At 60.5% G+C, this 19,836-nt stretch carries 14 protein-coding genes; 12 read left to right on the top strand and 2 right to left on the bottom strand.

From position 1 onward, the window contains the following. The first annotated feature begins 30 nt into the window (after nucleotides 1-30). The 3 genes from rpsT (at nucleotide 31) to ACQ7JA_RS00715 (ending at nucleotide 3,748) form a co-directional block, all read left to right on the top strand. Nucleotides 31-297, top strand: a complete 267-nt coding sequence (gene rpsT, locus ACQ7JA_RS00705) for a 30S ribosomal protein S20 (protein ID WP_036216299.1) — start codon at nucleotides 31-33, stop codon at nucleotides 295-297. Nucleotides 298-584: 287 nt separating this feature from the next. Further along, the gene (locus ACQ7JA_RS00710; protein ID WP_430893946.1) at nucleotides 585-2,819 is read left to right on the top strand and encodes an NADP-dependent isocitrate dehydrogenase; all 2,235 of its coding nucleotides are present in this window, start codon (nucleotides 585-587) and stop codon (nucleotides 2,817-2,819) included. Nucleotides 2,820-2,980: 161 nt separating this feature from the next. Further along, on the top strand, nucleotides 2,981-3,748 hold the full coding sequence (locus ACQ7JA_RS00715) for a hypothetical protein (protein ID WP_430893948.1): 768 nt from the start codon (nucleotides 2,981-2,983) through the stop codon (nucleotides 3,746-3,748). A gap of 107 nt (nucleotides 3,749-3,855) precedes the next feature. Here the strand turns inward: ACQ7JA_RS00715 and ACQ7JA_RS00720 are convergent, their stop codons facing one another. Further along, nucleotides 3,856-4,413, bottom strand: coding sequence for a pseudouridine synthase (locus ACQ7JA_RS00720; RefSeq protein WP_430893950.1), 558 nt, complete (start codon nucleotides 4,411-4,413; stop codon nucleotides 3,856-3,858). A 194-nt stretch (nucleotides 4,414-4,607) separates the two neighbouring features. On the opposite strand from ACQ7JA_RS00720, the gene icd reads away from it, so the two are divergent. Continuing rightward, a complete protein-coding gene (gene icd / locus ACQ7JA_RS00725) occupies nucleotides 4,608-5,861 on the top strand; it encodes an NADP-dependent isocitrate dehydrogenase (protein ID WP_430893952.1) in 1,254 nt (417 codons plus the stop codon). A 152-nt stretch (nucleotides 5,862-6,013) separates the two neighbouring features. On the opposite strand, the gene cspE is transcribed toward icd, so the two are convergent. Then, the gene (gene cspE, locus ACQ7JA_RS00730) at nucleotides 6,014-6,217 is read right to left on the bottom strand and encodes a transcription antiterminator/RNA stability regulator CspE (RefSeq protein WP_020653506.1); all 204 of its coding nucleotides are present in this window, start codon (nucleotides 6,215-6,217) and stop codon (nucleotides 6,014-6,016) included. 321 nt (nucleotides 6,218-6,538) lie between these two features. Here cspE and clpS point away from each other — a divergent pair, with 321 nt between their 5' ends. The 8 genes from clpS to ACQ7JA_RS00770 all read left to right on the top strand — a co-directional run bounded on the left by clpS (nucleotide 6,539) and on the right by ACQ7JA_RS00770 (nucleotide 19,833). After that, a complete protein-coding gene (gene clpS / locus ACQ7JA_RS00735) occupies nucleotides 6,539-6,841 on the top strand; it encodes an ATP-dependent Clp protease adapter ClpS (RefSeq protein ID WP_027864722.1) in 303 nt (100 codons plus the stop codon). Continuing rightward, nucleotides 6,838-9,138, top strand: a complete 2,301-nt coding sequence (clpA, locus tag ACQ7JA_RS00740) for an ATP-dependent Clp protease ATP-binding subunit ClpA (protein WP_430893954.1) — start codon at nucleotides 6,838-6,840, stop codon at nucleotides 9,136-9,138. Before clpS ends, clpA begins: the two co-directional genes overlap by 4 nt. 155 nt (nucleotides 9,139-9,293) lie before the next feature. Next, the gene (locus ACQ7JA_RS00745) at nucleotides 9,294-12,149 is read left to right on the top strand and encodes a type VI secretion system Vgr family protein (RefSeq protein WP_430893956.1); all 2,856 of its coding nucleotides are present in this window, start codon (nucleotides 9,294-9,296) and stop codon (nucleotides 12,147-12,149) included. Then, the gene (locus ACQ7JA_RS00750; protein WP_430893958.1) at nucleotides 12,146-13,693 is read left to right on the top strand and encodes a hypothetical protein; all 1,548 of its coding nucleotides are present in this window, start codon (nucleotides 12,146-12,148) and stop codon (nucleotides 13,691-13,693) included. Before ACQ7JA_RS00745 ends, ACQ7JA_RS00750 begins: the two co-directional genes overlap by 4 nt. A gap of 21 nt (nucleotides 13,694-13,714) precedes the next feature. Continuing rightward, on the top strand, nucleotides 13,715-14,686 hold the full coding sequence (locus ACQ7JA_RS00755; protein WP_430893960.1) for a hypothetical protein: 972 nt from the start codon (nucleotides 13,715-13,717) through the stop codon (nucleotides 14,684-14,686). A 460-nt stretch (nucleotides 14,687-15,146) separates the two neighbouring features. Beyond that, nucleotides 15,147-15,848 (top strand): hypothetical protein, encoded by a 702-nt coding sequence (locus ACQ7JA_RS00760; protein ID WP_430893962.1) that lies wholly within the window; start codon nucleotides 15,147-15,149, stop codon nucleotides 15,846-15,848. Nucleotides 15,849-15,939: 91 nt separating this feature from the next. Continuing rightward, nucleotides 15,940-16,203, top strand: a complete 264-nt coding sequence (locus ACQ7JA_RS00765) for a PAAR domain-containing protein (RefSeq protein WP_430893964.1) — start codon at nucleotides 15,940-15,942, stop codon at nucleotides 16,201-16,203. Nucleotides 16,204-16,458: 255 nt separating this feature from the next. Beyond that, nucleotides 16,459-19,833: a S41 family peptidase gene (locus tag ACQ7JA_RS00770; protein WP_430893966.1), complete on the top strand. Its 3,375-nt coding sequence runs from the start codon at nucleotides 16,459-16,461 to the stop codon at nucleotides 19,831-19,833. Nucleotides 19,834-19,836 lie beyond the last annotated feature (3 nt).

Here is a 19,836-nt window from a genome sequence, read left to right on the forward strand (position 1 = left end):
ACGCAACTTGACCCCGATTTAGGAAATTTCATGGCAAATACCGCACAAGCGCGCAAACGCGCTCGTCAAGCAGTTAAGCAAAACGCGCACAACTCGGCACAGCGTTCGACCCTGCGCACCGCAATCAAGGCAGTTCGCAAGGCCATCCAGGCTGGCGACAAGGCTGCTGCAACCACCATCTTCCAGCAGTCCGTGTCGACCATCGACAGCATCGCTGACAAGAAGATCATCCACAAGAACAAAGCAGCCCGCCACAAGAGCCGTCTGGCTGCTGCCCTGAAGGCACTGTCCGCTTAATTAGCGAGGTGCGTGCGGCCCCCGGGCCGCGCAGGCAGTTCTGTGCAGAGCAAGACCCGCCCGACTTCGGTCCCGGCGGGTTTTTGCGTTTGTTTTTCCGCTAACGCCTCGGACGGCGGGCGGATTTCAGGGGGCATGGATATCTTAAAACCGTGGCGCACAGTAAAATACTGGTGCATAATGTGAAACGCCCGTCTTATGTCTTATAGAAGACCTCATCAAGACAGGGAGCGTTACCACCGTTTTCAGCCATCGCGCCACCCGCGCGATCATCGAGGAAAAAGCGTATGAGCAGTGATCCGACCATCATCTACACCCTGACCGACGAAGCGCCGCTGCTGGCGACGCACGCCTTCCTGCCCGTCGTCAGCACCTTCACCAAGCCTGCCGGCATCAAGGTCGAGCAGAGCGACATCTCGGTCGCTGCCCGTATCCTGGCGCAGTTCCCGGAGAACCTGACGCCGGAGCAGCGCGTCCCCGACGCCCTGACCGAACTGGGCAAGAAGACGCTCGAGCCGGACGCGAACATCATCAAGCTGCCGAACATCTCGGCCTCGGTGGGCCAGCTGACCGCCGCCATCAAGGAACTGCAGGCCAAGGGCTACAAGCTGCCCGACTATCCCGCCGACCCGAAGACCGACGAAGAGAAGGCCATCAAGGCCAAGTACGCCAAGTGCATCGGCTCGTCCGTGAACCCGGTCCTGCGCGAAGGTAACTCGGACCGCCGCGCGCCGAAGGCCGTCAAGGAATACGCACGCAAGAACCCGCACTCGATGGGCGAATGGTCGCAGGCATCGCGCACCCACGTGTCGCACATGACCCACGGCGACTTCTACCATGGCGAAAAGTCGATGACCCTGGACGCCGCCCGCGACGTCAAGATGAAACTGGTCACCAAGTCGGGCCAGACCATCGTCCTGAAGCCGAAGGTCGCCCTGCAGGCCGGCGAGATCATCGATTCGATGTTCATGAGCCGCAAGGCCCTGCTGGCCTTCTACGAGAAGCAGATCGAAGACGCGAAGAACACCGGCATCCTGTTCTCGCTGCACGTGAAAGCCACCATGATGAAGGTCTCGCACCCGATCGTGTTCGGCCACTGCGTGCGCATGTTCTACAAGGAGGCGTTCGAGAAGCACGGCGCCCTGTTCGACAGCCTGGGCATCAACGTCAACAACGGCATGGCCGATCTGTACAACAAGATCGCCGACCTGCCGGCCTCGCAGCGCGAAGAAATCGAACGCGACCTGCACGCCTGCCAGGAACACCGTCCGGCGCTGGCCATGGTCGACTCGGCCAAGGGCATCACCAACTTCCATTCGCCGAACGACGTGATCGTCGACGCATCGATGCCTGCGATGATCCGCGCCGGCGGCAAGATGTACGGCGCCGACGGCCGCCTGAAGGAAGTCAAGGCAGTCATCCCGGAGTCGACCTTTGCCCGTATCTACCAGGAAGTGATCAACTTCTGCAAATGGCATGGCGCCTTCGATCCGAAGACCATGGGCACCGTCCCGAACGTGGGCCTGATGGCGCAGCAGGCCGAGGAATACGGCTCGCACGACAAGACCTTCGAGATCCAGGAAGACGGCGTGGCCAACATCGTCGACCTCGCCACCGGCGAAGTCCTGATGAGCCAGAACGTGGAGAAGGGCGACATCTGGCGCATGTGCCAGGTGAAGGACGCGCCGATCCGCGACTGGGTCAAGCTGGCGGTCACCCGCGCACGCAACTCGGGCATGCCGGCCGTGTTCTGGCTGGACCCGTACCGTCCGCACGAGAATGAGCTGATCAAGAAGGTCAAGACTTACCTGAAGGACCACGACACCAGCGGCCTGGACATCCAGATCATGTCGCAGGTCCGTGCGATGCGCTTCACCCTGGAGCGCGTCTCGCGCGGCCTGGACACCATCTCGGTGACCGGCAACATCCTGCGCGACTACCTGACCGACCTGTTCCCGATCCTGGAACTGGGCACCTCGGCCAAGATGCTGTCGATCGTCCCGCTGATGGCCGGCGGCGGCATGTACGAAACCGGCGCGGGCGGTTCGGCGCCGAAGCACGTGCAGCAGCTGGTGGAAGAAAACCACCTGCGCTGGGATTCGCTGGGCGAGTTCCTGGCGCTGGCCGTGTCGCTGGAAGACCTGGGCCTGAAGACCGGCAACGGCAAGGCCAAGATCCTGGCCAAGACCCTCGACGCCGCTACCGGCCGCCTGCTGGACAACCGCAAGTCGCCGTCGCCGAAGACCGGTGAGCTCGACAACCGCGGCAGCCAGTTCTACCTGTCGATGTACTGGGCCCAGGAACTGGCAGCGCAAACCGACGACGCCGAACTGGCGGCCAAGTTCGCGCCGCTGGCCAAGCAGCTGGCAGCCGACGAGCAGAAGATCGTCCAGGAACTCTTGGCGGTGCAGGGCAAGCCGGTCGACATCGGCGGCTACTACAAGGCCGACGACGCCAAGGTGAAGGCCGTGATGCGTCCGAGCGCGACCTTCAACGCCGCGCTGGAATCCTTCGCAGCGTAATCTCCTCCCGCGCGGTTCGCCGCGCCGGATGTGCGAAACCCGCCACTCCTATGGATGGCGGGTTTTTTCATGCCTGCCGTCTGCATGCATATCCGTTTTTTCTTGCGGCCGCGAATACACAGGCCCGATACTCGATCGCATTCCTTCGCCCCGGAGCTCTCATGCCTGTCCCGTATCGTTCCCTCCTTGCCGCACTGGTCCTCGGCCTGTCCCTGTCCAGCCAGGCGGCCGTGCTGAATGTCGACGTCGGCAGCCAGCTGCCGCGCTTCGACCTCGTCAAACCCGGCACCCACCACTACCTGCGCTTCATGCGCACGCCAGGCACCGGCGCGAACCAGCCGATCGACATCTGGACCCGCGAGATTCGCTTCGAGGAACGCGAAGGCAAGCGCCAGATGCGCATCGTGCAGCGCTGGGACGGTGTGCTGCCGAAACCGTCGGTGCGCACCTTCGATTCCTGGTTCGAGGCGGGCACCTTCCGGCCCCTGAGCCACCAGCGCGTCAGCGAAATGGATGGCAAGCGCGTGGTGGAGGGCTTCGTATTCGCGCCGGACAAGATCACCGGCATGAAGGAGCTTGCGGAGAATGCCCACAAGGACCTGTCGGTGGCCTCGAGCGAGCCGACCTACAACTTCGAGACCGATATCGAGTTCCTGCAGGCGCTGCCGCTGGCCGAGGGGCTGGATGCGCGCATCAATTTCTACCATCCGGGCGGGAGCCTGGCGCCGCAGCGCTATTCCTTCCGCGTGACGGGCTCAAGCACGATCGCGGGCCCGGGCGGGCCGGTGGACTGCTGGGTGGTCAAGACCGACTATAACCGGCCGGGGAGCGAGTCGACCTTCTGGTTTGCGAAGGCCACGCAGCTGATGGTGCGTCAGGAGAGTCCGTTGCCGGATGGCAGGGTGATGGTCAAAACCTTAATCGATTGACCGTAGGGTGGTCGGCGAAGCCGACCGCGCGTCCAAATACACGCTGAAATGCGGCGTATCGTCCATTTTTACGCTGCTTGAACGATCGGTCGGCGAAGCCGACCACCCTACCGGAGCGCCGACGCCGGCACGTCGATATGCTCCCCAGGCATCAGTGGATGGGTAGCGAGCGAGAACGGCCCGATACTGCTGCGCACCAGGCGCAGGGTCGGCAAGCCCACCGCCGCCGTCATGCGCCGCACCTGCCGGTTCTTGCCTTCCTCGAGCGTGATCGCGATCCAGCTGGTCGGCTTGTCCTGGCGCGCGCGAATCGGCGGATTGCGCGGCCACAGCCAGTCCGGCTCGGCGATGCGCACCGCCTTGCACGGCTTCGTCACGAAGTCGCCCAGGTCGAGCGGCGCCTGCAGGCGGGCGAGGGCGGCGGCGTCAACCACGCCATCCACCTGCACCAGATACGTCTTGGCTTCCTTGTGGTCCGGATGCGCGATCTTGTGCTGCAGCTTGCCGTCGTCGGTCAGCAGCATCAGCCCTTCGCTGTCCGCGTCCAGGCGCCCGGCCGGATAGATGCCCGGGATGTCGAGGTAGTCCGCGAGCGATTCGCGGCCCTCCTGTGGCGAGAACTGGCACAGGACCTGGAAGGGTTTATTGAACAGAATCAGGGGCATGAAAGGTAAAACAGCTTAAGTAGTGGGAGGGCAGGCTGGGCTATAAGGTGTTCAATGGCGCCGTGGGAAATACTGGTGCATAATGCAAACCACCACACCGAAGTCTTATACAAGACTTGCAGCCGTAGTCCACATTGTAATTCAGATGCCTCCCTGCGAACGGCATCTGCGAATGCGACCACTTGGGAGAACACATGTACCAACACATCAAGGTCCCGGCCGACGGCCAGAAAATCACCGTCAATGCCGATTCCTCGCTGACCGTGCCCGACAATCCGATCATCCCCTATATCGAGGGCGATGGCACCGGCATCGACATCACCCCCGTGATGCTCAAGGTGGTCGACGCGGCCGTGGCCAAGGCCTATGGCGGCCAGCGCAAGATCAGCTGGATGGAGATCTACGCGGGCGAGAAGTCGACCAATGTGTACGGCCCGGATGTGTGGCTCCCGAGCGAGACCCTGGACGCGGTCAGGGATTATGTGGTCTCCATCAAGGGGCCGCTGACCACGCCGGTGGGCGGCGGCATCCGTTCCCTGAACGTCGCGCTGCGCCAGGAACTCGATCTGTATGTCTGCCTGCGCCCGGTGCGCTACTTCGCCGGCGTGCCCTCGCCGCTGAAGCAGCCCGAGAAGACCGATATGGTGATCTTCCGCGAGAACTCGGAAGACATCTATGCCGGCATCGAATGGGCCGAAGGCTCCGAGGGCGTGAAGAAGGTCATCGAGTTCCTCACGAAAGAGATGGGCGTCAAGAAAATCCGCTTCCCGGAGACCTCGGGCCTGGGCATCAAGCCGGTCTCGCGCGAAGGCACCGAGCGCCTGGTGCGCAAGGCGATCCAGTACGCGATCGACAACGACAAGCCTTCGGTGACCCTGGTCCACAAGGGCAATATCATGAAGTACACCGAAGGCGGCTTCCGCGACTGGGGCTATGCCCTGGCCCAGAAGGAATTCGGCGCCGAGCTGATCGACGGCGGCCCATGGTGCAAGTTCAAGAATCCGAAGACCGGCCGTGAGATCACCATCAAGGATTCGATCGCCGACGCCTTCCTGCAGCAGATCCTGCTGCGCCCGGCCGAGTACAGCGTGATCGCCACCCTGAACCTGAACGGCGACTACATCTCGGACGCGCTGGCCGCGCAGGTCGGCGGCATCGGCATCGCGCCGGGCGCCAATATGTCGGATTCGGTGGCCATGTTCGAAGCCACCCACGGCACCGCGCCGAAGTATGCGGGCAAGGATTACGTGAATCCGGGTTCGCTCATCCTGTCGGCAGAGATGATGCTGCGCCACATGGGCTGGATCGAGGCGGCCGACCTGATCATCAGCGCCATGGAAAAGGCGATCACCTCGAAGAAGGTCACCTACGACTTCGCCCGCCTGATGGAGGGCGCGACCCAGGTTTCGTGCTCGGGCTTCGGCGAGGTGATGATCGAGCAGATGTAATCCGGATCGAAGGATGCGGGGCTCCGGCGCGTGCCGTGCCGGGGCTGTTCTTCATTTCGGAGTAGTCTCTCTATATTAAGAGAGAGGGTGGGCGCCGCGGGCGAAAAAAAACCCCGCCGTGGCGGGGTTTCTTGCTTCCGGGAGGGGGATGATTACATGCCCTGGATGTTGGAAGCTTGCTTGCCTTTCGGGCCCTGCGTGACTTCGAATTGGACTTTTTGACCTTCTTTGAGGGTCTTAAAACCGTTCATATTGATTGCGGAGAAGTGCGCGAACAGATCCTCGCCGCCGTCATCAGGAGTGATGAAGCCAAAACCTTTGGAATCATTGAACCACTTAACAGTACCAGTTGCCATAAAGAAAACTTTCTAGTAAAAACAAATCACACGAGCCATAAAAGCAAGAAGCTTCTTGCCCCCTCCTCAGCCTGCTCACTTCTTATCAACGAGTACATAAGTACAGGTCGATAGCTGCATTGTTGGTTGAATAACCACGCAAGTCAAGAGCTTTTGCGTGGTTATTGCCAAATTTTTCACGGCAGAGGTAACGCGACTCTTGATTTCGTCAATTGGATCGCCATCTGCGCATTCAACGGAAAACGCGTAAGATGGAAAGCACATGAAAACGAGCTGATGTTTACGCTTGGCACTGAATTTGAAAGCATTAGAATACGTCCCATGGCTACCAAGCATGACACTGAACAGCTGCTGGAACGGCAGACGGTAAAACCGCCCCCTCTATACCAGGTGGCGTTGCTGAACGACGACTACACGCCGATGGAATTTGTGGTTGCGATCATCCAGGAGTACTTCAACAAGGATCGCGAAACAGCGACCCAGATCATGCTTTCCGTGCATCGTCACGGCAAGGGTGTGTGTGGGGTGTTTTCCAAAGATATAGCGTGTACCAAAGTGGAGTTTGTCTTAACGCATGCGCGTAAGGCAGGGCATCCCCTGCAGTGCGTGATGGAGGAAGTATGATTGCGCAGGAACTTGAAGTATCCCTACACATGGCCTTTGTCGAAGCCCGTCAGGCGCGCCACGAGTTCATCACCGTGGAACACCTGCTCCTGGCCCTCCTCGACAATCCATCAGCCGCCGAAGTCCTGCGTGCGTGCGCGGTCAATATCGAAGACCTGCGCAAGACCTTGACTAATTTTATCGGTGATAACACCCCGACCGTGCCGGGCACGGGCGAGGTCGACACCCAGCCGACGCTCGGATTCCAGCGCGTGATCCAGCGCGCGATCATGCACGTGCAGTCGGCCTCGAACGGCAAGAAGGAAGTCACCGGCGCCAACGTGCTGGTCGCGATCTTCGGCGAGAAGGACTCGCATGCCGTCTACTACCTGCACCAGCAGGGCGTGACCCGCCTCGACGTGGTCAACTTCATCTCGCACGGCGTGCGCAAGGACCAGCAGATGGACACCACCAAGGCGTCCGAAGGCGTGGAAGAAGCGCAGGTCGAAGGCCAGGCCAAGGAAAGCCCGCTCGACCAGTTCACCCAGAACCTGAACAAGTCGGCTGCCGACGGCAAGATCGATCCGCTGATCGGCCGCGAGGAAGAAGTCGACCGCGTGATCCAGATCCTGTGCCGCCGCCGCAAGAACAATCCGCTGCTGGTGGGCGAGGCCGGTGTCGGCAAGACCGCCATCGCGGAAGGCCTGGCATGGCGCATCGTCCAGGAAGACGTGCCCGAGATCCTGCAGAACGCTGTCGTGTACTCGCTCGACATGGGCGCGCTGCTGGCCGGCACCAAGTACCGCGGCGATTTCGAGCAGCGCCTGAAGGCCGTCCTCAAGCAACTGAAGGACACCCCGAACGGCATCCTGTTCATCGACGAGATCCACACCATCATCGGCGCGGGTTCCGCTTCGGGCGGCACGCTCGACGCATCGAACCTGCTCAAGCCTGCCCTGGCGAACGGCCAGCTCAAGTGCATCGGCGCGACCACGTTCACGGAATTCCGCGGCGTGTTCGAGAAAGACCACGCCCTGAGCCGCCGCTTCCAGAAGGTGGACGTGAACGAACCGTCGGTCGAGCAGACCGTGGCGATCCTGCGCGGCCTGAAGTCGCGCTTCGAAGAGCACCATGGCGTCAAGTATTCGGCGTCGGCGCTGTCGACCGCGGCCGAGCTGGCGGCCCGCTTCATCAACGACCGCCACCTGCCGGACAAGGCCATTGACGTGATCGACGAAGCCGGTGCAGCCCAGCGCATCCTGCCGAAGTCGAAGCAGAAGAAGACCATCGGCAAGACCGAGATCGAGGACATCATCGCGAAGATCGCGCGGATCCCTCCGCAGACCGTCAACCAGGACGACCGCAGCAAGCTGCAGACCATCGACCGCGACCTGCGCAACGTGGTGTTCGGCCAGGATCCTGCGATCGAGGCGCTGTCGGCCGCGATCAAGATGGCCCGTGCCGGCCTGGGCAAGACCGACAAGCCGATCGGCTCCTTCCTGTTCTCGGGTCCGACCGGCGTCGGCAAGACCGAGGTCGCCAAGCAGCTGGCCTTCATCCTGGGCATCGAGCTGGTGCGCTTCGACATGTCCGAGTACATGGAGCGCCATGCCGTGTCGCGCCTGATCGGTGCGCCGCCGGGCTACGTCGGCTTCGACCAGGGCGGCCTGCTGACGGAAGCCATCACCAAGAAGCCGCACGCGGTGCTGCTGCTGGACGAGATCGAAAAAGCCCACCCGGACATTTTCAACATCCTGCTGCAGGTGATGGACCATGGCACGCTGACCGACAACAACGGACGCAAGGCCGACTTCCGCAACGTGATCATCATCATGACCACCAATGCGGGCGCCGAGAGCCTGACCAAGCGCTCGGTGGGCTTCGTGGATTCGAAGGCGGCAGGCGACGAGATGGCCGACATCAAGCGCATGTTCACGCCGGAGTTCCGCAACCGCCTGGACGCGATCATCAGCTTCCGCGCGCTGGACGAGGACATCATCCTGCGCGTCGTGGACAAGTTCCTGATGCAGCTGGAAGAGCAGCTGCACGAGAAGAAGGTAGAAGCGGTCTTCACCGAGAAGCTGCGCAAGTTCCTCGGCAAGAAGGGCTTCGACCCGCTGATGGGCGCCCGTCCGATGTCGCGCCTGATCCAGGACATGATCCGCAAGGCCCTGGCCGACGAGCTGCTGTTCGGACGCCTGGTCAACGGCGGCCGTATCACCGTGGACCTGAACGAGAAGGACGATGTCGTGCTGGAGTTCCCGGAAGGGGACGCAGCTCCACCGCCGGCTCCGGCCGAGACGGTCGAGATCGAATAAGAGTCGGTCTCACAATAAACCGCGCTTCGGCGCGGTTTTTTTTTCGTCTCAACATAAGCCACGTGGGGTCATGAAAACACAGGTTGACTGTCATCAAGATCGGCCAACACTGTGTCTGGCATTTTTGACGTTTAGTGTTCATAGGAAGAATCTCCATGGACTTTTTAAACGTCGCCAGCCTCTCGTTCGGACTGACTCAATCGCATCGTCCGATCCGCCTACGTTTGTCGCATCCGCAATCGACCCTGGATGACGTGTTGATCGTTAAGCGGGTCTGCGGCCGTGAAGCGCTTTGCGGCGGCATCGACTACACACTTCTATGCGTTTCGACACAAGCCGGACTGCCGCTCAAGGACTTCATTGCACTTCCTGCGGAAGTACAATTCGTCACCGACCGAGGAGAGCTTCGTTCGGTATGCGGCATTGTCTCCGAGGCATCTGCCGGACAGAGCGATGGTGGACTCGCGAGCTATCAATTGCTTGTGCGCGACGGCCTAGCCTTGATGGACCGCCGCATCAATACCCGCATCTTCCGTAGCCAGAATGAAGTCGATATATCGACGGCTTTGATCCGCGAATGGCGTGGATTCAATCCAATTCTGGCAAAGGTTTTTGACCTCGATACTTCCGGCATCACGGGTACGTATCCTGCGCGCGAATTCACGATGCAGCACAACGAGTCCGACGCTGCGTTTTTGCGCCGCCTCTGGAAACGCCGCGGGATCGCCTGGTTCATCCGGCCTGGTCAGGCCCCGGAATCCCGGAGCGCGGCGACAGCTTCTCATACGCTTGTGCTGTTCGACGCGCCGCAGTCGCTCGAACAGAATCGTGCCGGCACGGTGCGCTTTCACCGCGATGCTGCTACCGAGATGCGCGATGGCGTCTTCAACTGGTGCGGCGTGCGCTCGTTGAGGGCGGGTCGCAGCAGCCGGAGAAGTTGGGATTACATTCAAGGTCAAATGATGTCGACCTTGTCGCCCACCACCATGCAACAGGGGGAGGCTGGCGACCAATTTGCGTTCAGCCTGGATGACTATCAGATCGAAGCGCCGCATGTAGGCGACGACAGCTTGGACTTCCAGAGGCTTGGCGAATTGCGCATGAAACGCCAGGAGTACGAGGCCAAGTGCTTTCATGGTGAGAGCGGTGTACGCGATTTGTGTGTCGGACAGTGGTTCAGGTTAGACGATCAGCCGGACATCGACACACACCCGGAGAACGAACGCGAGTTCGTACTGACCGACCTGTCGGTGGTCGCCGAGAACAATCTGCCAAAGGACGTCGATGAACGGGCGCAACGCCTTTTCTCGGCAAACGCCTGGGAACAACTGCCCGCGGTTCAGGAACTTGGTGACGCAAGCGGTGAGCGCGACGTCCGATACACCAACCGCTTCGTTTGCGTCCGACGCGGCGTCCCGATCGTGCCAAGCTACGATCCTCACATCGACCTGCCGCGCGTACGCCTGCAGTCGGCTGTCGTGGTCGGACCGCCTGGCGAAGAAGTGCACTGCGATTCGCTGGGACGAATCAAGCTGAGGTTTCCTGGAACCCGTGAAGAGGATCACCTTGACCGCGCGGGCGCCAGCAATACCGACCGGGATTCTGCTTGGGTGCGCGTTGCCAGCCATTGGGCAAGCGACCGTTGGGGCGCCATCAGCCTGCCTCGGGTCGGCGACGAGGTGGTGGTGGACTTCCTGGGCGGAGATCCTGACAAACCAATTGTTATTGGTCGCGTACACGGAGGCGTTACCCCTCCGCCGACGTTCAGTCATGCGGGCGACTTGCCCGGAAACCGCTTCTTGGCGGGAATTAAGAGCAAGGAAGTGCAGGGAATGCGGTGCAACCAGCTGAGGCTGGACGATACTCCGGGGCAGATCAGTGCACAGCTGGCAAGTGAACACGGCCACAGTCAGCTCAATCTTGGATGGCTGACGCATCCAAGAAGAGAAGGGGAGGGTGAAGCGCGTGGTGAAGGGGCGGAACTGCGCAGTGACCATGCTGTCGTTCTGCGCGCAGCACGTCTCATGCTGTTCACAACCCAAGCGATGCTCGGCGCTTCGGGCAAGCAGCTCGAGCGCGAGCCCTTGCTGGCGTTGCTGGAAGGCTCGGAGGGCCTGCTCAAGGAGTTGGGCGAATTCGCCGAGCAGCATCAAGCCATGCCTGTTGACCTCGCGCCACATCGGCAGCTGACCAAGGATTTGCAACACGCCGACCAAGCCAAGAATGCTGGCGCAAGCGACGCAGGGCAAGCGGGTGCGCCGTTGATTGCGCAATATGCCGCTGGTGGCTTTGTCTGTGGAACGCCCGGCTCGTCTGTCAACTACAGCGGGCGACAGCAGACTATCGTGGCGCAGCAGCATTTCCAGGCCTTTGCTGGACAAGGCATGAACATTCAGGCCGGCAAGGGCATCTCGCTATTTGCACACCAGGACGGCATAAAGCACATTGCCCGTATGGGCAAGCTGGACATTCAGGCGCAGCAGGACAGCATCGCCATCGCAGCAGATCGCGATGTGAAGATCACCGCCAGCCAGGGTGAGATCGTGATCGCAGCGAAGAAGAGCATCACGCTTCTATGCGGCGGAGCGTATATCAAGATTGCCGACGGCAAGATCGAACACGGTTGCGCCGGCGATTTCACGGTAAAGGCGGGCATGCACAAATGGGATGGCCCTGCGCAGCAGGAGGCACAACTGCCTTTCTTCCCGTCCGCCGAGCATACGAACTGGCTCAAGTTGGATCTCGACGGTCACCAGGGTGCGCCAATGGCGGGCGTGCCCTATACCCTTCATTTCGGAAGCGGACAGACAAAAGACGGCACGCTCGACGGTGCAGGAATGGCCGAAGAGCGTAACTTGCCCGATACGGTCTCGAAGGTCGTTTACCACAACTCGCCCGGTGCCAAGGACGAACCGCGGCCGACGGTCGGAGACTTGATGTCGGGACTCGAGCCACTCCTGGCCCAAGAGCCGGATCCGATCGATACCTCGCGTGACCCGAGGAGGAAATGATGGCTGACCAGACACTCGATGCGCTCAATGAAGTCCACGGTCAGGCAAAACCGGACGATATCGGGCTCGGCGAATGGATTTGGGGTGCGCTTCAGGGCGATTTCAATGCCGAGCGAACGACCGGGCAGATCGGATTCGACATGGTGGTGTCCTTGATTCCTGTCGTCGATACGTTGTGCGACTTGCGTGATCTGTGTGCCAACATTCGGCAGTACCGCGCTGATCCGAAAAACACTGTGACGTTATTTTTCATCGCGACGACGGTGGTCGGCTTCATTCCAGAGTTCGGTACCGTGGTAAAAAGCGCGCTGCGCTTGGTCTGGGTGTACCTGAAGCCGCTGGCCAAGCACGCTGACGACATCACCAATACAAGCAAGCTGATAGCGGCTGCTGGCCGCGCATGCGATGCCGCGCTGCCGAAGATTAGCGAATATTTGCAGCACAACCGCGTGGCGAAATGGGCGACGGATGGCAAGCTGCCCGATATCTATAAGTTCATGGCAGAGACCATCCGTGAAGCTGGAGACAAAGTTGATCCAGCGAAGCTCAAAGCTATGTTGGATGAGAAGTTCGAAGATCTCAGAGCTTTGTTGGGGAAGATCAGACCGATCTTGCCCAGCAATATTCGCGAACGTCTTGATGAGTTGATGCGCTTTACCGATGCTAAACGAAGTGTTTTCACCGCTGCCGTCACGACTTTTGCGAAACCTGTAAAAACCGTGCTGAAGATAATTGTGAAAAAGCTGGATGATCAAGCCTGGAAGGTCGAAACTTACCGCACCAATCGGGGATGGATTGCTCCGATTTCGCAGTCTGGATCGGCCAAGCTAATTAATGCGAATCCGCCAAGATGGGCAACAAAGCGGCGGAAGAGGATGAAGTACCCGCCAATAGAGATGCCCTTAGAACAGGTCAATGAGCTGATGCGAGTGCACCCTGGTCATCCGAAGATAGACGCTGGCGCTATCAAAACGTTTTCCCAGGAGGCAAAAGGTTTACGAGCTGACGCGATCAAGGGACCAGCCAAGCTGTACCGTATTGTCGATCCATCGAATGAAGGCGGAGGTATGTTCTGGATGACGGAAGCGGAGTTTAAAGCAGTGAAGAATCGGGACGAGTGGCGGAGTCGGTTTGCAGTGAAGCCTGAATGGAACCAGAACGGTTGGGTAGTCGAATATGAAATCAAAGCTGGAGAAGAGTTGCCTGTCTGGCGCGGCCCGGCAGCCAGTCAGGAGCTTGATGGAACTGACTATTACCTCGAGGGAGGGGGGGAGCAAATCGTTTTCTATCCGGGAAAGAGAGATGAGATGGTTCAAGCATTGCCCAGAATCGACCGCGAGACTGGTTTGCCGATACAGACACGCGAGGGAGTTGATCGGCGAGTGGAATTTACTGATGTGACAGGGGCCGCGGTTCCGACGAAGTTACGATCGAAAATCGCGGACCCGCATATTACCGGACCCACTGAAACTGGTTGGGGAGCCAGCGACTTCACTCCACAGGAAGCCAAGCGAATATTGCTCACCGTCCCATCAGCACTGTAAGCCCGTTTATTGGAGAGTCTAATGATGCGCGATCTAAACCTCGAGGCCGCAATCTGGAACTTATTCACGTCGCCAGAATTTTTTGAAGATGCCGCTCGCGAATGCGAAAAGACAATGGAGTGGTTTGGGACACTTGCTGTTGCGCGCCGTGTCGCAAACTTTGGAAGAAACAATCAGATCTACGATACGTTCAAGCGGCGAGCTAGTGAGTTTCGTAAAGGTGCAGAGCTGGCGAAATTGGGCGACTACGAGTTCATCTGGAGGATGTCCGATGCCGTTCGGGGGGACGCTCGGGGTTTTCTGGAACAAGCACTGCATAGCTGGATGACAGAGGCCGAAGAGCATGAGTTCACTAATGTCAGGATGTCTCGAATCCTGGCTTACTCTAGTCAAATTACCCGAGGGCTCAACAATGCAATGACAGCGGCAGATAGCTACTTCGATCCGGATCCCGAGTGCCCTGAACGATCGGATGACGATGACGGATTTCCCGGAGGTGAGATTGTCGAAGTATTTGAAGGCTATGCAAACTGGTTTGAAGCCAATTTTTGGCGGCTTCCTACTCCGCTACCAGATTACAAAATCGACCCATCGATCGTATGTAGAACTGGAGACGAAGTGCCGCGAACAGGAGTTTGGTATCCAAACACTGGTATAGATATGCACAGTCTTACCTTTGCTGTTAAAGGGCTGCGTATGCCACCAGCATATCGAGTCACGAAGACTGCAGACGAAATGCACGCTGAAGGCATTTGGGGTAACGCGCAAACAGTCGCTGTGCCCACCACGTGGCACCCGATCGTAGCGTCCACAGAAAAGAAAAACATAAATCATGAGTTATGGGCGAAAGCAGGTGAGTCATGCCCAAGAGCGGGGGTCTGGCAAGCTGGCGATATTACGGCAACAGAGCGAACTTATTGTGCGGGCGATACGATGGGCAATCTTGGTTCGGCATACGGATTGACAGTCTGGCGTTGGCTAAAATTTCACTAAGTCAATCAGTCAGCAAACATGTTTAGGTTCGACTTTAAAACGATCAACAAACTGCATTCCCGGATTACAGATCCACTTATCATAGGTCTAGTAGAGTTGGTGGGGCGACGGACTATTCTCTTCAAAAAACATAGGGAATTCTGTTTGACTGTACCGACCTTACAACCTGTTCTTTTTTGGAGAATTGCGTGAGAAGTATAAATCTGGAAGCAGCCATCTGGAATTTATTCGCATCGATTAATTTCTTTCGGGCCGCGGCTCTGGAGTGTGAAAATACGATTAAATGGTTTGGCACGTTGGCCGTTTCTAGGAAAGTTGCTGCTTTGGCAAAAACCACCAGATTTTCGATACATTCAAGACGCTAGCGCATGATTTTTGTAAAGGTGCTGAACTTGCGGAACATGGCGACTATAGGCTTATTTGGGACACTGCCCGTTGCGTTGGAGGTGATGTGCGCGGCATGATGGAACAACCGCTTAGTGGTTGGATGACGCACAGCGAATACCTGGAGTTTAGCGAGATAAAGATCGGTCGACTGATGACTTACGCTAGGCATTTAACAAACGTGCTTAACAACGCAATGACGGCAGCCGACTGCTTTTTTGATCCGGACCCTGACTGTCCCGAACGAGCGAACGATGATGATGGATTTCCTGGCGAAGAGATTGTCAAGACCTACAATTCAAGTACCAACCGATATAAATTGCTCACCGCCTGGGCGCTACCTGACCCGCTACCTGAATATATCGTCGACAGAGCAGTCACGTGTACAACAGGAGAAGAAGTACCTTGGACCGGGATATGGTATCCCGACACGGGACTGGAAAGGCACAGTTTGACGTTTGCAATCAAGGGGAGGAGGATGCAACCGGCATTCCGGATCCTAAAAACCAAGGATGAGCTTAAAGCAGAAGGCGCTTACTTACCTAGTGCCAAGACAGTAGCCGTCGCCACGGCAAGCCATCCCTTTTTACCGTCCGTTCGTCAGCAGGAATCAAGTCCTGATTTGCTTGCGAAAGCTGGTCAGCCTTGCCCGAGAGCAGGCGTTTGGCAAACCCAGGATGTAAATGCAACGGAACACTCCTATGGACTCGGCGAACCCATGGCAAACCTTGGCTCTGCCTATGGATTGACTGTCTGGCGATGGCACAAAGAGAGCTGAGGCTCTACTAAGCCAATCGGCATCAACGCAGACCCGACATTCCAAGCTGGTCTACAAGCGAACGAATCGCAGTCTTTAGCAAAGGTGGAACATGAAAGGCATCATTCGAATCGGCGACGCCACCAGTCACGGCGGTAAAGTACTGATAGCCTCAGGGTCATCCTTCGCCCACGGCCTTGCAGTCGCTCGAAAAGGGGACGCGTGCGTGTGTCCGATCAGCGGACATTCACCATGCGTCATCGCGGAAGGCGATCCAGCTGTGTTGATCGCCGGAGTCCCCGTGGCATTCGAAGGACACAAGACTTCGTGCGGCGCGACACTCATCTCTTCCGCTCCAGCGTCGGCGAAAATATAAACAGTGAGCTCGACAGGACGCGTCGTATAACTCTCGCTGTGCCGCCGGATTGGGGGTGAGGAAAACGATCGCCTGAAAACCTCGGTCGGTTTCGCTTGCTAGTCAAATCCGGCTGATGATGTCAGATCTCATCAGTTCGCCGGATAACGTACTTATCTCGCACACATCCTTTTTTTGCATGTATGCACGCCGCGCTCGCGTGCACGTGTGGCACACTCTTCCGCTTCAACAACCCTTGCCACATCGAACATGAACGTGCCCCGCACCATCCTTGCCCTGTCGCTGGCGCTCATCGGCAGCCAGGCTGCCGCCGCAGACCCGTACTTCCGCTTCCCCGCCGTGCGCGGCGACACCGTCGTCTTCACCGCCGAAGGTGACCTGTGGCGCACCACGCTGGCCGGCGGCAAGGCCACGCGCCTGACCACGCACCCCTCCGCCGAGACCCAGGCGGCGATCTCTCCGGATGGCAAGTCGATCGCCTTTGCGGCCTCCTACGAGGGGGCGCAAGAAGCCTATGTGATGCCGATCGAGGGCGGCCTGCCCAAGCGCATCACCTTCGAGAACGGCGGCGTGACGGTGCTGGGCTGGACCGCGCAGGGCGAGGTGCTGGTGAGCACCGAGAATTCGACCGGTCCCTCGAAACACCGCGTGGTCGCGGCGCTCGATCCAGTGAAGCTGACGCGCCGTGTGCTGCCCCTGGCCGACGCCAACGACGCCGTCCTGAGCGACGACGGCCGCACCGTGTTCTTCACGCGCATGGGCCTGTCCATGACCAACGATAACGTCAAGGCCTACCGCGGCGGCGCCCATGCGCAGCTGTGGCGCTACGAGCTGGGTAAATCTGGCGAAGCGACCCCGCTGTTCAAGGGCGACAACGCCAACAACCGCCGCGCCATGTGGTGGCAGGGCCGCATCTATTTCATCAGCGATGCCGGCGGCTCCGACAATATCTGGTCCGCGCTGCCCGACGGCAGCGACCGCAAGGTCCACACCAACCATAGCGACTGGGACGTGCGCACCGCCTCGCTGGGCGACGGCCGCATCGCCTACCAGCTGGGCGCCGACCTGCGCGTGTTCGACATCGCGAGCGGCAGCGACAGCATCGTCAAGGCCAGCCTGGTGTCCGACTTCGACCAGCAGCGCACCCGCCGCGTGCGCTCGCCCCTGGAGGCGCTGACGAATATCGACGTGGCCAACAAGGCCGAGCGCATCGTGCTGACGGCGCGCGGGCGCGTCACCATCGCCGGCACCGGCAGCTACCGCCGCGTCGAGATCGCCGTGCCGGAAGGCGCGCGCGCCCGCAGCGCCGTGTTCAGCCACGACGACAAATGGGTCTACGCCTTTGTCGACAGCACTGGCGAGAACGAGATCTGGCGCTACGCGGCCGACGGTTCGGGCAAGGGCGAGCGCCTGACGATCGACGGCGCCAGCCACCGCTCCGGCATCTATCCGTCGCCCGACGGGAAGTGGCTGGCCCACACCGACAAGAAGGGCCGCACCTGGCTGCTCGACCTGCAGGCGAAGACCAATGTGATCATCGACGACGCGCGCCAGGTCGGCGCCGACGGCCCGGACCAGGTGGTGTGGTCGCCGGACAGCCGCAATCTCGCCTTCGTGCGGGTCGGCAGCAGCGAGCAGCGCAACCAGATCGGCATGTACAACCTGCCGTCGAAGACCATGGCCTTCGTGACCACCGACCGCTACACGGCCGATTCGCCCGTGTTCTCGCCGGACGGCAAGTGGCTGTACTTCCTCTCGGCGCGCAACTTCAACGTCAGCAATGGCGGCCCCTGGGGCGACCGCAATATGGGGCCGGTGTTCGACCGTCGCGTGGGCGTCTACGCGCTGGCGCTGCAGCCGGGCGTGCGCTTCCCCTTCAAGCCCGAGGACGAGCTGACCAAGCCGGAAGAGCAGTCGCCCGAAAGCGCGGCGCGTACCGCGGTGACGACGCCGGGCAAGGAAGAGGCGGACAAGACGGCCGCCGTGGCCGCCGCCGCGGCAGCGGTCAGCGCGGCCGGCGACAAGACCAAGGCCGCCGCGCCGGTGCCGGCCGTCGACTACGCCGGCCTGCGCGAGCGCCTCTACGAGGTGCCGGTCGCGCCGGGCAACTACCGCGCCCTGGCGATCGACGACAAGCGCCTCTACATCCTCGACTCCGACAACGGCCGCAGCGGCACACTCAAGACCCTGGAGATCTCGCGCCGCAGCCCGCAGCCGGAAACCTTTGCCGCGAATGTGCGCGAATTCGGCCTGAGCAGCGACCGCAAGCACGTCTTCTACCGCACCTTCAACGCCAGCGGTCCGGGCGAGATGCTGATCGTGGCGGCGGGCGCCAAGGCGCCGGCCGACGTCAGCAAGGCGCGGGTGAAGGTCGACGACTGGGCGATCAGCACCAATCCGCGCCTGGAGTGGACGCAGATGTTCAACGACGCCTGGCGCATGCACCGCGACTTCCTCTACGACGCGAACATGCGCGGCATCGACTGGACCGCCGTGCGCGGCAAGTACGCGCCGCTGGTCGAGCGCGTGACCGACCGCGCGGAACTGAACGACGTGCTGGGCATGATGGTGGGCGAACTCGGCGCGCTGCACTCGCAGATCGTCCCGGGCGACATCCGCCGCGCCACCGGCGAAGGCGTGCCTTCGAGCCTGGGCGCGGTGCTCTCGCGCGTGGCCGACGGCTTCCGCGTCGACCGCGTCTATCGCAGCGAACCGGAACTGCCGCAGGAACGCGGCCCGCTGGCGCGGCCCGACGTCGGCGTGAAGGAAGGCGACATCATCACCGCCGTCAACGGCAAGCTGCTCAGCGAAGCGCGCGACATCGCCGACCTGCTGCTCGACCAGGCCGACAAGCAGGTGCTGCTGCACGTGAAGAGCCCGGGCGCCAGGCCGCGCGCCGTGATCGTCACGCCGGTCTCGATGGCCCGCCACGCCAGCCTGCGCTATGCGGACTGGGAGCAGGGCAGGGCGCAGCAGGCGGACGCCGCCTCCAGGGGCAAGATCGGCTACCTGCACCTGCGCGCCATGAGCACCTCCGACATCAACGCCTTTGCACGCGACTTCTACGCCAACATCAACAAGGAAGGCCTGATCATCGACGTGCGCCGCAATAACGGCGGCAACATCGACAGCTGGATCATCGAGAAGCTGCTGCGCCGTTCCTGGGCCTTCTGGAGCGCGAACGGCAACCAGCCGCAATCGAACATGCAGAATACCTTCCGCGGCCACCTGGTGGTGCTGATGGACGAGCTGACCTATTCGGACGGCGAGACCTTCGCGGCCGGCATCAAGGCCCTGAAGCTGGGGCCCCTGGTCGGCAAGCGCAGCGCCGGCGCCGGTGTCTGGCTCAGCGACGGCAACAACCTGGCCGACAACGGCCGGGCGCGGGTGGCGGAGTTCGGCCAGTTCGCGGCCGACGGCGAGTGGCTGATCGAAGGCGTGGGCGTGTCGCCGGACGTCGAGGTCGACAACCTGCCGCACGAAACCTTCGCGGGCCGCGACCGCCAGCTGGAAGTGGCGATCGAACTGCTGCAGAAGAAGATGCAGGAGCAGCCGGTCAAGCCCTGGAAGCCGGCGGCGATCCCGGCGCTGCGGCGCGACGGCGGCCAGCGCGAGGGCGGCCAGCGCTGATCC

The organism is Massilia sp. BKSP1R2A-1 (assembly GCF_050586525.1).
Taxonomy (GTDB): Bacteria; Pseudomonadota; Gammaproteobacteria; order Burkholderiales; family Burkholderiaceae_D; genus Telluria.